Raw genomic sequence first — 14768 nt, forward strand, 5'->3', positions numbered from 1 at the left:
ATATGGCTTACATGACCGACCGCAAACGGGCCGAGGGAATGGGTTCGGCGAAATCTGGGACCGAGCATCATTGGCATATGATGGTCAGCTCCGTAGCGCTTGCGATCCTCGTTCCTTTGTTCATCTTCACCTTTGGACGCATTTTGGGGGCGCCTTACGAAGAGGTGGTTGCCTATTTTGGTCGTCCATTCCCTGCCATTGTCGCCGCACTTACCGTTGTCGTCAGCTTCCTGCATTTCAAGAACGGTGTGCAGGTTTTGATCGAGGACTACGTACACGGCACGATGCGCAAAGTTCTGATCATCGCGATGATCTGTCTGTCTTACGCCGCCGCGGGAACGGGGCTTTTCGCCATCGCTCGCTTGGCCTTTTAATCAATCGGAGCATCGAACATGGCTGCTTACGAATACGAAACACATGAATATGACGTCGTTGTTGTCGGGGCTGGCGGTGCGGGTCTTCGCGCTACCCTTGGCATGGCAGAACAGGGTCTGCGGACCGCCTGCGTGACCAAGGTATTCCCCACCCGGTCACACACCGTAGCGGCACAGGGTGGCATCGCGGCGTCCCTGTCGAACATGGGCCCTGATCACTGGCAGTGGCACATGTATGACACGGTCAAAGGCTCGGACTGGCTGGGCGACACGGATGCCATGGAATACCTCGCACGCGAAGCGCCTAAAGCCGTCTATGAGCTGGAGCATTACGGCGTGCCTTTCTCGCGCACGGAAGAGGGCAAGATCTATCAGCGTCCGTTTGGCGGCCATACGACTGAATTTGGCGAAGGCCCTCCGGTTCAACGGACTTGTGCGGCAGCAGACCGGACCGGTCATGCGATCTTGCATACGCTTTACGGTCAGTCCTTGAAGCAGCAGGCCGAGTTCTACATCGAATATTTCGCAATTGATCTGATCATGTCCGATGACGGCGTATGTCAGGGCGTGCTGTGCTGGAAGCTGGATGACGGCACTTTGCATATGTTCAGTGCCAAGATGGTGGTGCTGGCGACGGGTGGCTATGGCCGAGCTTATTTTTCGGCCACATCTGCGCACACCTGCACTGGTGACGGCGGGGGCATGGTGGCCCGCGCGGGTCTGCCGCTGCAGGATATGGAATTCGTTCAGTTCCATCCAACGGGAATTTACGGTGCGGGCTGTCTGATCACCGAAGGCGCGCGTGGCGAAGGCGGCTATCTGACCAACGCCGAGGGCGAGCGCTTCATGGAGCGCTACGCACCGACCTACAAGGACCTGGCGTCTCGTGATGTTGTATCCCGCTGTATGACGATGGAAATCCGCGAAGGGCGCGGTGTCGGCGATCAAGGCGATCACATTCACCTACACCTCAATCACCTTCCACCTGAAACACTGGCGGAACGGTTGCCCGGCATTTCTGAAAGCGCGCGTATCTTTGCGGGTGTTGATCTGACGAAAGAGCCAATCCCGGTTCTGCCTACTGTTCACTATAACATGGGCGGGATTCCTACAAATTACTGGGGCGAGGTACTGTCGCCGACCTCGGATGATCCGGACCGCGTGTCCCCCGGTTTGATGGCGGTGGGCGAAGCGGGTTGTGCGTCCGTTCATGGGGCAAATCGGTTGGGCTCCAACTCTCTCATCGATTTGGTTGTGTTCGGGCGGGCTGCGGCCATTCGCGCGGGTCAAATCATAGATCCGGAGATGGCCAATCCGACGCTCAATGAACGCTCTGTCGAGATGGCTTTGGCGCGGTTTGACGGCCTGCGCCATGCGCGCGGACAGGTGCCGACGGCAGAGCTGCGGCTTGAGATGCAGAAAACCATGCAGGACGATGCCGCCGTATTCCGGACCGACGAAACTTTGTCGCAAGGCGTCAAGAAGATGGAAGGCGTTGCAGACAAACTGGACGATCTTCAGGTGTCCGACACCAGCCTTGTCTGGAACTCCGACCTGATGGAGACACTGGAACTGGCGAACCTGATGCCCAACGCTGTGGCAACAATCGTCTCCGCCGAGGCGCGCAAGGAAAGCCGCGGCGCCCATGCCCATGAAGACTACCCTGACCGTGATGATGAAAACTGGCGCAAGCATTCGCTGACATGGTTCAAGGGGATCAAGCCGAAGTTGGACTATCGCGGCGTGCATACCGATCCACTGACCAGCCACAACGAAGGTGGCATCGATCTGAAGAAGATCGCTCCGAAGGCGCGGGTTTACTAAGATGAAGGTCCTTTCGAATTTTGCCGTTTTGATTGCCCTTTGCGGTGGGCTTGCGGCCTGCGGACAGGGCGGCGTTACGCAGGATCAGCTGAATGCGGTGGCCCGCGCGTGTGAAGATCGGCATGGGGTGACGGCGACGACGCTGACTTACGATTACAGCTATTCCAGCAGAAGCGGGACAACGTACCGGCTGGAGCCTGGAACCGGTGTCAGCGCTACGCAAGCCGCGCGGGTCAACGCCTGCATCGACAACAGCATTGTCAGGTAAGGGCGGAGTTCGTTGATAAAGCGCATTGCTACCTTGTGTGTCGCAGGACTATTTCTGGCTGGTTGTGAGCCTGACGGTCTGGCCGATCAATTGGCTCGAGATCAGGCGCGTGAGGCAGTACGCCCCGTATTGGCACAGCGCTTTCCGGGCGTGCCGCTGGAACCGGCCAGCGACTGCGTGATCGACAACGCCTCTGCGGCAGAAATTTTACAGCTGGCCCGCGCCAGCGTAACCGGGCTTGGTCCCGAGGACAGCCAATTGGTCGTCGAAATCGCGACACGGCCTGAGACGGTACAATGTTTACTCAAGGATGGCCTTGCGCCGTTCCTGACATAGGAGAGCGAGAATGGTTCAGCTAACCTTGCCGAAGAATTCACGGATCATGACGGGCAAGACATGGCCCAAACCTGACGGTGCGACCAATGTGCGGAAGTTCCAAGTTTACCGCTGGAACCCTGATGACGGGAAGAACCCGCAGGTCGATACTTATTTCGTTGACATGGATCGGTGCGGCCCAATGGTTTTGGACGCGCTGATCAAGATCAAAAACGAGATCGATCCAACATTGACGTTCCGGCGGTCCTGCCGCGAAGGCATCTGCGGATCTTGCGCCATGAACATTGATGGCATCAATACGCTGGCCTGCATCTACGGTATGGATGAGATCAAAGGCGACGTGAAGATCTACCCGCTGCCGCACATGCCGGTTGTGAAGGATTTGATTCCGGATCTGACTCATTTCTATGCGCAACATGCTTCCATCATGCCGTGGCTTGAGACGAAGACGAACCGCCCTCAGAAAGAGTGGCGTCAGTCCATTGAAGATCGCAAGAAACTGGACGGTCTCTATGAATGCGTGATGTGCGCGTCCTGCTCAACCTCGTGCCCGTCTTATTGGTGGAATGGCGACCGTTATCTTGGCCCCGCCGCGTTGCTGCATGCGTATCGCTGGATCATTGATAGCCGGGACGAAGCGACAGGAGAGCGGCTGGATGAGTTGGAAGACCCGTTCAAGCTGTACCGGTGTCACACCATTATGAACTGCGCCAAAACCTGTCCCAAAGGGCTCAACCCGGCCAAGGCGATCGGCGAGATCAAGAAAATGATGGTGGAGCGGACTGTTTAGACGACAGATGTCTGACTGGTCGCGTCAGTCAGATCTTGAGCAGCCCCGCCCTGTGTGACGGGGCTGTCTTGCTTCAGTCTTCGTCATCGATATCGTTTTCAAAGGTGATGATTGTGCCGTCTTTTGCGTAGATTGGCGTGCGAACCTCTACGGGTTCTGGCTCTGGCTGTGAGCAGGCCGCGACGCCCAAAATCAGAAATGTTGTGGCAAGTAGCTTCACTGATGTTCCACTCATATCACTCTCCATTTATCACACTAACGTTATCCAACGGCAGAGCAGGCAGCGGGTTCCCTGTCTCGTCAGGGTCGTAGAGCGCCGGCCTTGCATTATTTGGCGAATGCGGCCTCAAGCGCGATCTCAACCATGTCGCCAAAGCTCTTCTCGCGATCTTCTGCGGGCAGAGCTTCGCCCGTGAGCAGATGGTCTGATATTGTCAGAACTGCCAAGGCGCGGCGGCCATAGCGTGCGGCGAGCGTATAGAGCTCCGCCGCTTCCATTTCAACGGCGAGAATGCCATGGCGGGTCATTTGTTCGTTGAGGTCCGGACGTTCGTCATAGAAGACATCCGATGAATAGATGCCGCCGACATGAAAAGGGGCTGACCGCTTCGTCGCCGCGCGGGCTGCGGCGTCCAGAAGGCTCCAGTCGGCGCTTGGGGCGAAATTGACCTCTTTAAAAATGCCCCGCGATGGGGTCGATAGAGTCGTCGAGGTCATGGCGAGCACCAAATCACGCACTTTGACTTTATCTTGCATCCCACCAGCGGAGCCAATGCGGATCAGGGTTTGTGCACCATAGTCCTTAATTAGTTCATTGGCATAGATGCTGAGGCTGGGCATCCCCATCCCGGATCCGTGGATCGTAACGCGATTGCCCTTCCACATGCCGGTATAGCCCAGCATGCCACGCACTTCGTTGACCAGCTTTGGGTCGGTCAGAAACGTCTCGGCAGCCCATTTCGCACGATATGGATCGCCGGGCAAAAGGACAGTTTCAGCTATATCGCCTTTTTTGGCTCCGATATGGATGGTCATGGGCACCTCGTTTCTGCATGTGCCTCGACAGGCCATGACAGTCGCAGAAGGTCAAGCGGTGACTTCCGTTCGTTGTGGGAACTATTCGGCGGCCACGGCCTGTGGATCGACCAGAGTGACCAAGTCTTCCATGATCCGGTTCAGCTCAAAATCCTTTGGCGTATAGACCTTCGCCACGCCCATGGCCTTCAGACGCTTTGCGTCGTCTTCAGGTATGATTCCGCCGACAACGACCGGGATATGACCCATATCGGCCCTGGCCATCTTGGCGAGCAGATCTTCGATCAAAGGGATGTGGCTTCCTGACAGGATAGACAGGCCCACGACATGGACCTCATCTTTGGCGGCTGCGGCTACAATTTCATCAGGTGTCAGGCGGATGCCTTCGTAGGTAATGTCCATGCCGCAATCGCGGGCGCGGGCGGCAATCTGTTCTGCTCCATTTGAGTGTCCATCCAGGCCGGGTTTTCCGACAAGGAATTTGAGCCTGCATCCCAGCCGTGTGGAAACGGCGTCCACGCGGGCGCGGATGTCTTCCAAACCTTCAGTGCGGTTGGAAGGATTGCGCGAGACACCGGTGGGCGCGCGGTACTGGCCGAAAGCGGCACGGACCATATCGCCCCATTCGCCGGTCGTGACGCCTGCTTTTGCGGCCTCAATCGAGGGCGGCATGATATTTGCCCCGCTTTGTGCGGCGTCCCGCAGCGCTTCCAAGGCCAGAGCCACGGCGTTCTGATCCCGGCTTGCTTTCCAGGCGGACAGGCGCGCCACCTGATCTGCCTCTGCATCCTTGTCGGCGATCATTATAGCTTCGTCTCCGGCCGTCAGCGGGCTGTCTTCGGCCTGTGTGAAGCGGTTTACGCCAACAACGGTGGTTTCGCCGCCTTCAATACCGCCGATGCGGGCTGCATTGGATTCCACCAAACGTGACTTCATGTATTCGATTGCTTCGTTCGCACCGCCCATTGCGTCGATCTGCGCCAGTTCCGCACGGGCACCTTCCTTCAAGGCAATTACCTTTCGTTCAACGGCAGGGTTTCCGTCAAAGAGGTCGTCATACTCAAGCAGATCGGTCTCGAATGCCATGATCTGTTGCATGCGCAGGGACCATTGCTGATCCCAAGGACGGGGCAAACCAAGGGCTTCGTTCCAAGCCGGCAACTGGACCGCGCGGGCCCGTGCGTTCTTGGACAGGGTGACAGCCAACATTTCGATGAGAATGCGGTATACATTGTTTTCCGGCTGTTGCTCCGTCAAGCCGAGCGAGTTCACCTGAACGCCATAGCGGAACCGCCGGAACTTTGGGTCTTCGACGCCGTAACGGTCTTGGCAAATCTCATCCCATAACTCGACAAAGGCGCGCATCTTGCACATCTCGGTTACGAACCGGATACCTGCATTCACAAAGAAGCTGATACGACCGACCATTGCCGGGAAGTGTTCTGCGGGCACTTTGCCTTTCAGGTCGTCCAACACGGCGGTTGCCGTTGCCAGCGCGAAGGCCAGCTCTTCCTCTGGTGTCGCGCCCGCTTCTTGCAAATGGTATGAGCAGACATTCATCGGATTCCATTTCGGCAAATGCGCACGTGTGTAGGCCGCGACGTCCGTGATCATCCGGAGGCTTGGTTTTGGCGGGCAGATGTAGGTGCCGCGCGATAGATATTCCTTAATGATGTCGTTCTGTACGGTGCCCTGAAGCGCCGTAACATCCGCGCCCTGTTCCTCCGCCACAGCGATGTAGAGCGCCAACAGCCACGGCGCTGTCGCATTGATCGTCATAGAGGTGTTCATCTGGTCGAGCGGAATGTCCGCAAACAAAGTACGCATATCGCCCAGATGGGCGACGGGGACGCCAACCTTGCCGACCTCACCACGGGCCAGTTCGTGATCGCTGTCATAGCCCGTTTGTGTGGGCAGGTCGAAGGCCACCGACAACCCGGTCTGACCCTTCGCCAAGTTGCCACGATAGAGCGCGTTTGAGGCCTTTGCTGTGGAATGTCCCGCATATGTGCGAAACAGCCAAGGGCGGTCTTTCTTAGTCTCGGTCATGGGCAAACCTCGCGAGTCATCTGCGCAATTTTATTACTCAAATAGAGTGATAGGCGGAATTTTATGCCAATGTCAATTCGCTGCGTCGCAGAATTCCGGAGCTGCGACCTTACGGTCAAAGGATATCGCTTGCCATTTACGGGCCTGCCTAGGTGTGGCAGCGTCTGGTCATGTTTCAGACTGTCGAACTGCCCGTTTGGGCTCTGATCCTGATGGCACTTTTGGCGGCTGTGACGGCGGCCTCTCATTTGTTGTTTCCGTCTGTGCGGTGGTTCTTCCGACGGCGGGCAGAGCGGGTGGTCGGTCGCCTCAACGAACGGCTCGCGCGTCCGATCCAGCCCTTCAAGCTGGCTCAGCGGCACGACATGATTCAGAACGTGCTTTATGATCCGGAGGTGATCCGGGCGGTCAATGAGTATGCCGAGGAAAACGGCGTACCTGATAATGTCGCCTTTGAAACGGCAACGCGGTACGCAAAGGAGATCGTGCCGTCGTTTAGCGCGTCAGTCTATTTCGGGATCGGGACGCGACTGGCCAAATGGCTGGCTCGCTCGCTCTACCGGGTTCGGGTGGTTAAGACGGGCGCTGATGGCCTTGATGCGATCGACCCGGACGCCACGGTCGTGTTCATCATCAATCATCGGTCCAACATGGATTATGTGCTTGTGACCTATCTCGTCGCTGAGGACGCTGCTCTGTCCTATGCAGTTGGTGAATGGGCGCGCGGATGGCCCTTACAGCCCCTTATCAAGATGATGGGCGGCTATTTCATCCGCCGCAGATTCTTGAATCCGCTCTACCGGAAAGTTCTGGCGCGCTACGTCCAATTGTCCACACGGGAAGGTGTGGCACAGGCGGTCTTTCCCGAAGGTGGACTGTCACGAGATGGCAGTCTGCGGGATCCAAAGCTTGGTCTCATCAGCTATATTGTTGACGGGTTTGATCCCGCGGGACTACGCGATGTTGTCTTTGTTCCAGTGGGCCTGAATTATGACCGCGTGCTCGAGGATCGTGTCCTCGTAAAAGCCGCCGGTAACAGCCGTGCGCGATTCAAATTCCGAATGTCGACGGTGGCGCGCTATGTTGCGCGGCATGCGTGGGCGCGGGTCACTGGGCGATTTCACAGGCAGGGGTTTGCAGCAGTGGCCTTCGGCAAACCCATTTCCCTCAAGACGTTTCTTATGACGGCATCAGAAGATGTTCCAACTGCTCTTGGGAAGACCCTTATTGAAAACGTCGGCAGCGTGGTTCCCGTTTTGCCGGTGCCGCTGATAGCCTGGCATCTTGTCGCCGCAGAGGGGCAGTTGGCGCGCGAAGAGCTGCAGATCAGATTCGATCAGGATGTGGCGCGATTGAATGCACAACATCATCCTCTGTGCCTGCCGCAATCAGGGTCGGAAAAGGCGGTTCGCGAGGCTTTGAACATGCTCAAAACCCGCGGGCTGGTTGGTATCAAGGGGGATACGGTAGTTTCAAAAGATCCACAGATGAAGCTGCTAACCTACTATGCCGCGTCCGTGGATCACGCTTTAACAGACAAGACATAATATTTCAAAAAATGACCCCAAAAGGTTGTAATGTTACTTTTGAATTTGTATTCCCTCCTTATTGGCGGTGCAGAAAGTGATTCTGCGTCGCGGCACAGTCTAGGTTAGGATTGGGATATGGCTTTAGATACGCAGGACAGAGTGATGGACTACGACGCTCCTCAGAAGGACCTCTATGAGGTCGGTGAAATTCCCCCAATAGGACATGTTCCAAAGCAGATGTACGCTTGGGCCATCCGTCGGGAACGGCACGGAGAACCAGAGCAGTCGTTTCTTCAAGAAGTGGTCGATGTTCCACAGCCCGACAGCCATGAGGTGCTTGTTCTCGTGATGGCCGCTGGCGTTAACTATAATGGCGTCTGGGCAGGGCTGGGCGTTCCGATCAGCCCGTTCGACGTGCACAAAGCCGAATTCCATATTGCAGGCTCTGATGCATCCGGCATTGTCTGGGCCGTCGGTGACAAGGTCAAAAGCTGGAAGGTGGGCGATGAAGTTGTGATCCACTGCAACCAGGACGACGGTGACGATGAGGAATGCAACGGCGGCGACCCGATGTACTCAGCGAGCCAGCGTATTTGGGGCTATGAAACCCCTGACGGGTCCTTTGCTCAGTTTACGTGTGTGCAAGCCCAACAGCTTATGCCGCGACCCAAGCATCTCAGCTGGGAAGAAAGCGCTTGCTACACGCTGACGCTGGCGACCGCGTACCGTATGCTCTTTGGTCACCATCCCCATGAGTTGAAGCCCGGTCAGAACGTGTTGGTTTGGGGGGCGTCTGGTGGGCTCGGCTCGTACGCGATCCAGTTGGCGAACACGGCCGGTGCAAATGCCATCGGTGTGATCTCGGAAGAAGACAAGCGCGACTTCGTAATGGGGTTGGGCGCGAAAGGCGTTATCAACCGCAAAGATTTCAACTGCTGGGGGCAATTGCCCACTGTGAACACCGACGAATACAAAGCCTGGTTTGGCGAAGTGCGGAAATTCGGAAAAGCGATCTGGGATATCACTGGCAAGGGCAACAATGTCGACATGGTGTTCGAACATCCCGGCGAGGCGACGTTCCCGGTTTCCACATTTGTCTGCAAGAAGGGCGGTATGGTGGTGATCTGTGCAGGCACGACCGGCTACAATCTGACGATGGATGCGCGCTATGTCTGGATGCATCAGAAGCGCGTGCAGGGGTCTCACTTCGCCCATCTCAAGCAAGCGGCATCAGCCAACAAGCTGATGGTGGAGCGCCGCCTTGATCCGTGCATGTCCGAGGTGTTTCCGTGGGACGAGATTCCGCAAGCCCATACGAAGATGATGCGCAACGAGCACAAGCCCGGAAACATGGCCGTGTTAGTGACCGCATCCCAGACCGGGTTAACCACATTCGAGGATACATACGAGGTAAGCCCGAAGGGCAGATAAGCCTCACTTGACAGTACCAAGCCTCGCGAATCATCCGATTTGCGGGGCTTTTTTGACCCTAAGGCATGCCAGCCTAGTTTTTACAGAACACTAGAAAAACACGCCCTCACTATTTCTGGGGAGTTTAAATCCGCGAATTTCGAGAAATTGCATGGAATGGTAGTCTTGTTGTTAAGAATTGATTAACCTTTCACGAAGGAAACTGACCATGACGAATGACTGGATTATTGATGTTCTGACTGACCTCAAGAAGTTTTCGGCCACAAACGAACTTGGGCGTCTGGCCGACCATCTCGACGACACGATCATGGTCGCGGCGAACGAGCTTTCTTCAGAGCAGTCAGAGCAGTTGGTGGGATCTTTTGACCAAGCTCGAGGACATGCAGGACCTGCTCACTCAGGCGACAGCGCTTGAAGAGCTTCAGCGGGTTACAGAAAACCTGCGCGATTACTATGGCGTTAATCACGTCGTCTATCACTGGGTAAATTCTGTCGGTGAACGGTTCGGGTGCGGCACCTATACGACAGAATGGGTCGATCGCTACGTAGAGAAAGACTACCTTCATATCGATCCGGTGATCATAGGCTGTTTCCAACGCTTCGACCCGGTGAACTGGAAACAACTCGACTGGTCCAGCAAGGCGGCCCGGTCATTTCTGAAAGAAGCCTCAGACTACGGCGTGGGAAGCCAAGGATTTACGATACCGGTCAGGGGACCTAACGGGCAGTTTGCACTTTTCACGATGACGAACACCTGCAGCGACGAAGAGTGGGCGGAGTTCATCGAAACCAATCAACGCGATCTATTGCTGGTCGCTCATACGTTCAACAAAAAGGCACTGGCGTTCGAGGAAGGGGTTTTCAATGCCTCAACGCCACAATTGTCACCACGAGAACTCAGCGCCATGACCCTGCTCGCCAAAGGGCGTAGCAGGGCTCAGGCCGCCGACGAAATGTCCATCTCGGAACATACTTTGCGAGTCTATATTGAAGCCGCGCGCCATAAATTGGGTGCAATGAACACCACGCATGCGGTTGCAAGGGCATTGGCGATGGGTTTGATCGTTATGTAGTCGTCTGTTTTTGAATGAAAAATCCAGACGTCTAAAATTGGTCTTAAATTTCAGGGCGCAGTGGCAATAATCTGCTAACTGCGTATGGGTAGCTTCTTCACATAGCGATGAAGAAGGAACCCCCGCCATGCTCCGTTATGTTTACGCCGCCGACCTGCACAAATTTCCTAAATTGCGCGATACAATGTTTCGCGACCGCGCTGAACAGTTTGCCAATCGCCTTGGTTGGGAGGTTACCGTTGATGAAAACGGTCATGAGCGGGACGAGTACGACGATCTGAACCCACTCTACGTCATCTGGGAACGGGCTGATGGAAGCCACGGCGGTTCCATGCGGTTTCTGCCGACATCCGGCAACACAATGATCAATGACCACTTTCTTCATCTGACCGACGGTGTTCGCATCGAAAGTCCGTTTATCTGGGAATGTACCCGGTTTTGCCTTGCACCCGATGCGGATCGCCGTGTCACCGCCGGTCTGGTTCTGGGTGCGGGCGAAGTTATGCTGCATTTCGACCTGTCGCATTTCGTGGGCGTCTTCGATCCGCGCATGGAACGTATTTATCGCTTGCTGGGCGTTGTACCCGACGTCATCGGTCGGAAGGGCGAAGGCGATGCGGAAATCGGTGTGGGCCTTTGGGAATTTGATGAAACTGCACGTCCACGTGTCCAAGGCCGTGCTAAGGTTACGCGTAAGGATTCTCTCGACTGGTTCCGTCGTGCATTTAACATCCACAATCCATTGCAGTGTGCTTTGGCTCTGGCCTGATCCCCTGCGACGCCATATGGTCTGCCCATGTCCGGGCAGGCCCTAAAACTCTCAGATGATCAGGCCGAAGCCTATGATGCGTTGGGCGATTTGCTGGCCCGTGCCGGCGTAGATCTTGTCGACGGGCATACAACACCACTCCGCGAAGAGACCTCGCAGGTGATGGCGATTGTCGGTAAGGCTGGATCCGGTAAAACCCTTTTACTTGCGGAGCTTGTGACTGCCCTTGATGATGCGGGCGTAGACGTCATTTCGGGCGACTACGATGGAAAGCCACGCAAGGACCGGCGTACACTTGCTGTTCTTGCCCCAACCAATAAGGCTGCGAGCGTTTTGCGTAACCGGGGTGTGCCCGCCACGACCATACACCGCATTCTCTACACACCGATGTACGATCCGGAATATGAAAAAATCGCCGATTGGCTGGCAGGTCATGGGGACAAACCTTCGATTGAAGGTATGACCGAAGAGGCGTTGGAGCGGGCCAAAAGGTTCTACGACGACCATAAATCGATCCCAGGTGCCCTTGCGGCGGCTGGTTTGAAGGGATCGGACTTCATCCAAGGCTGGAAGCGGCGCGAAGATCCGCTGGATATTGGGTTTATCGATGAGTCCTCCATGCTGGATGACAAGCAATATGAAGACCTTCGCGAAATCTTTCCGACGCTCGTTCTTTTTGGGGATCCAGCGCAGTTGGCGCCTGTCGGTCAGTCCGGCGCGATGGTGTTCGATACGCTGAAAGACGGTCGAAAACTGGAACTCAGCCGCGTGCACCGACAGGAAGAGGACAATCCCATCCTCGACCTTGCCCACGCCTTGGCGGATCCTTCGATCACTTTCGACCAGTTCGAGCGGTTGGTTCAAGAGGCGGCTCAGAAAGATGACCGCGTCGTCTATGCGGGCCGTGTCGAGGCCGATCTTATGGCGCGCTCGCCCGTACTGGTCTGGCGAAACGCCACGCGGATCCGGTTGATCCAGGCATTTCGGGCAGCTTATGGCGCGACTGTCGATACTCTGCTGCCCGGTGAGCCGCTGGTTTGTGACGGGATCGAATTGCCGCTCAAGCATCGAAAAAAGCGCATCGATCTCGAGGCGCGAGGTCTGATCAAAGGCGCGCAGGTCATCTACATGGGCGCAGGCACGAAGCCCGGCTTTTCCAAGCTTCATGTGATCGGCGCGGAACAACCGCAGGTTTCCGCTGCGTCCATTATCAAAATCGAGGCACCAGACGAGGAGGAGCCTTTTATTCCTTTCGCCGCGCGGATGGGCGCCACGTTTCTGCACGGGGCGGCTGTCACGATTCACAAGGCCCAAGGATCACAGTGGGATACGGTTCAGGTTTTCGCACCGGACCTTTATGCGGCCGCGCGCTCGAACAGGGACGAAGCCGGGCAACCCTTGTGGAAACGTCTGGCCTATGTCGCGATCACTCGTGCAGAAAACAGATTGCTATGGGTCACGCGCAACCGATTGGCTCGCCCGATGCATGCTTTGAGCACAGATGATCTGGCGGACGTGAAAGCTGAATTGACTCTGACGGCAGAACGCTAGAAACGGATATAGCGGAATACAGCGGACGCCAGCCAACCGGCTGATATCGCGATGAAAAGTGAGAGCAAGCCATATATCAGCGGGCGGTCATGGGCCAGATTGTAAATCCATCGCTCTAGACCTACTTTGCTCACCTGAATGATCGTCGTGTGATTGTCGACGACCCGGCCATTGCGAGTCAGGAAAATCTCGGTCTTATAGTCGCCTTCCACTAGGTTGGCGGGCAGATCAATCCGGGTGGAGAACAGCGTTTCTTCGAACAGGTTCACCGCGCCTTCAAGCTGCTGATACAGGTTTGCTTCTTGCCGGATCCGCACCAGAGCGTCGGAGAATTCCTGAACGCTACGCCCGCCCGTTGCTGCACCGACAACGCGGATGGCCCGAGGAATGGTGATCGTGTGGCGCAAATCGTCGGTGTTGGTCAGCACTTCGTCGAGCGGCCCCGTGGTTGCCACTGCGTAGAAGCTGGGGGCTGCATCAACTTCAATCGCCTCCGTGTTCACCCAGATGCCCAGCCGCCGATCTTTGCGGCGCACGGTGACGGGTTCCTTGGGGCCTGATACTGTAATGATGACCTGAAGCGGTGCGCTGGACGGGATCGGCGCCTCCCTCTTTACGGCGCCGAAGACAAGAATATCAGATCCATCAAAATTGGCGGTGATGGCAACCTGATCGCGGGATAGGCCTGCCACGACCTCTTCGGGATGTGCCGCGGTGACACTTGCCAAAAGCAGAAAGATGCTCAGGAGGCCCCGCATCAGTTATGGCCCTCCGAGCCGATCGAGAACAGTTCTGCCGGTTCAATCAGAAGGTCCATCGCCAGCTTCCCGCATACCGCCAGAACCATGATCGACAGAAGTATCCGCAGTTGCTCGGCCTTCAGGCGCAAACCGATCCGTGTTCCGATTTGCGCGCCTACCACGCCACCCACCAGCAGCAATACGGCCAGCGCCATATCGACGGTGTAGTTGGTTGTCGCATGTAAAAGTGTCGTGAAGGCGGTGACGAAGATGATTTGAAACAGAGATGTTCCGACGACAACCTTTGTGGGCATGCCCAGCAGATAAATCATCGCAGGCACCATGATGAACCCGCCACCGACGCCCATGATTGCGGCGAGAATACCCACCAAAAGGCCAACAGCCAGTGGTGGTATCACGGAGATATAGAGACCGGACGTGCGAAATTTCATCTTGAAGGGCAAGGCATGGACCAGACCATGCTTGCGCCGCTGTGGGACCTTCGTCGGTGATTTTGCGCGGCGAATGGCGCGCAGGGATTCCAGAAACATCAGCCCGCCGATGATCCCAAGGAACACCACGTAGCAAAGCTTGACGAGCAGGTCGACCTGACCGATCTCCTTCAATGCTGCAAAAACCTGCACGCCTAAGGCTGCCCCGAAGAGGCCCCCGATCAGCAGCACGGTGCCCATTCGGAGGTCCACCGTCTTTCGCTTGAAATGGGCCAGAACCCCCGAGAAGGACGAGGCCACGATCTGATTGGCTTCAGTCGCGACCGCAACCGCCGGGGGAATGCCGATGAAAAACAATAACGGCGTCATCAGAAAGCCGCCGCCCACGCCGAACATACCCGAGAGAATGCCCACAATGCCGCCCAGTCCCAAAAGAAGGAACGCGTTGACCGAAACCTCGGCTATGGGCAGGTAAATCTGCATGACCCCTCATTGGCGCTTGTGCCGATGTCTTAGACCCGTCCAGTTGTACGGGGCAATGGCAATC

16 protein-coding genes are annotated in these 14768 nt (G+C 56.3%); 11 read left to right on the forward strand and 5 right to left on the reverse strand.

Annotation, left to right across the window (positions count from 1 at the left end; translation table 11 throughout):
• Positions 1-2: 2 nt before the first annotated feature.
• The 5 genes from sdhD to KIN_RS01760 are packed head-to-tail and all read left to right on the forward strand — an operon-like array spanning position 3 to position 3592.
• Positions 3-374, forward strand: coding sequence for a succinate dehydrogenase, hydrophobic membrane anchor protein (gene sdhD, locus KIN_RS01740; protein ID WP_159804233.1), 372 nt, complete (start codon positions 3-5; stop codon positions 372-374).
• Positions 375-392: 18 nt separating this feature from the next.
• Positions 393-2198 carry a succinate dehydrogenase flavoprotein subunit gene (gene sdhA / locus KIN_RS01745; RefSeq protein WP_159804234.1) on the forward strand — a complete coding sequence of 602 codons (1806 nt, stop codon included), beginning with the start codon at positions 393-395 and terminating at the stop codon, positions 2196-2198.
• 1 nt (position 2199) lies between these two features.
• Positions 2200-2466: a hypothetical protein gene (locus tag KIN_RS01750; RefSeq protein ID WP_159804235.1), complete on the forward strand. Its 267-nt coding sequence runs from the start codon at positions 2200-2202 to the stop codon at positions 2464-2466.
• 12 nt (positions 2467-2478) lie between these two features.
• Positions 2479-2802, forward strand: a complete 324-nt coding sequence (locus KIN_RS01755; RefSeq protein ID WP_243144785.1) for a succinate dehydrogenase — start codon at positions 2479-2481, stop codon at positions 2800-2802.
• Between the two features lie 10 nt (positions 2803-2812).
• Entirely contained in the window at positions 2813-3592 is a 780-nt protein-coding gene (locus tag KIN_RS01760) for a succinate dehydrogenase iron-sulfur subunit (protein WP_159804236.1), read from the forward strand.
• Between the two features lie 73 nt (positions 3593-3665).
• Here the strand turns inward: KIN_RS01760 and KIN_RS01765 are convergent, their stop codons facing one another.
• The 3 genes from KIN_RS01765 to KIN_RS01775 form a co-directional block, all read right to left on the reverse strand.
• Entirely contained in the window at positions 3666-3827 is a 162-nt protein-coding gene (locus tag KIN_RS01765; RefSeq protein ID WP_159804237.1) for a hypothetical protein, read from the reverse strand.
• A 92-nt stretch (positions 3828-3919) separates the two neighbouring features.
• Positions 3920-4627 (reverse strand): purine-nucleoside phosphorylase, encoded by a 708-nt coding sequence (gene deoD / locus KIN_RS01770; protein ID WP_159804238.1) that lies wholly within the window; start codon positions 4625-4627, stop codon positions 3920-3922.
• An 81-nt stretch (positions 4628-4708) separates the two neighbouring features.
• Positions 4709-6676 carry an ethylmalonyl-CoA mutase gene (locus KIN_RS01775; RefSeq protein ID WP_159804239.1) on the reverse strand — a complete coding sequence of 656 codons (1968 nt, stop codon included), beginning with the start codon at positions 6674-6676 and terminating at the stop codon, positions 4709-4711.
• A 170-nt stretch (positions 6677-6846) separates the two neighbouring features.
• Here KIN_RS01775 and KIN_RS01780 point away from each other — a divergent pair, with 170 nt between their 5' ends.
• The 6 genes from KIN_RS01780 to KIN_RS01805 all read left to right on the forward strand — a co-directional run bounded on the left by KIN_RS01780 (position 6847) and on the right by KIN_RS01805 (position 13029).
• Positions 6847-8223, forward strand: coding sequence for a 1-acyl-sn-glycerol-3-phosphate acyltransferase (locus KIN_RS01780; protein ID WP_159804240.1), 1377 nt, complete (start codon positions 6847-6849; stop codon positions 8221-8223).
• Positions 8224-8340: 117 nt separating this feature from the next.
• Positions 8341-9636, forward strand: a complete 1296-nt coding sequence (ccrA, locus tag KIN_RS01785; protein ID WP_159804241.1) for a crotonyl-CoA carboxylase/reductase — start codon at positions 8341-8343, stop codon at positions 9634-9636.
• A 208-nt stretch (positions 9637-9844) separates the two neighbouring features.
• Positions 9845-10051, forward strand: coding sequence for a hypothetical protein (locus tag KIN_RS01790; protein WP_159804242.1), 207 nt, complete (start codon positions 9845-9847; stop codon positions 10049-10051).
• Positions 10017-10709 carry a helix-turn-helix transcriptional regulator gene (locus tag KIN_RS01795; RefSeq protein ID WP_159805296.1) on the forward strand — a complete coding sequence of 231 codons (693 nt, stop codon included), beginning with the start codon at positions 10017-10019 and terminating at the stop codon, positions 10707-10709. Before KIN_RS01790 ends, KIN_RS01795 begins: the two co-directional genes overlap by 35 nt.
• A gap of 127 nt (positions 10710-10836) precedes the next feature.
• Positions 10837-11478: an acyl-homoserine-lactone synthase gene (locus tag KIN_RS01800; RefSeq protein WP_159804243.1), complete on the forward strand. Its 642-nt coding sequence runs from the start codon at positions 10837-10839 to the stop codon at positions 11476-11478.
• 27 nt (positions 11479-11505) lie between these two features.
• Positions 11506-13029: an ATP-dependent DNA helicase gene (locus KIN_RS01805; RefSeq protein ID WP_159804244.1), complete on the forward strand. Its 1524-nt coding sequence runs from the start codon at positions 11506-11508 to the stop codon at positions 13027-13029.
• Here KIN_RS01805 and KIN_RS01810 read toward each other — a convergent pair.
• A complete protein-coding gene (locus KIN_RS01810; protein ID WP_159804245.1) occupies positions 13026-13787 on the reverse strand; it encodes a TIGR02186 family protein in 762 nt (253 codons plus the stop codon). The two genes, KIN_RS01805 and KIN_RS01810, sit on opposite strands and share 4 nt — an antisense overlap.
• A complete protein-coding gene (locus tag KIN_RS01815; protein ID WP_159804246.1) occupies positions 13787-14704 on the reverse strand; it encodes a sulfite exporter TauE/SafE family protein in 918 nt (305 codons plus the stop codon). The genes KIN_RS01810 and KIN_RS01815 overlap by 1 nt, the downstream gene beginning before the upstream one ends.
• Positions 14705-14768: the final 64 nt, after the last annotated feature.

Source organism: Litoreibacter roseus, assembly GCF_009811795.1.
Lineage (GTDB): Bacteria > Pseudomonadota > Alphaproteobacteria > Rhodobacterales > Rhodobacteraceae > Litoreibacter > Litoreibacter roseus.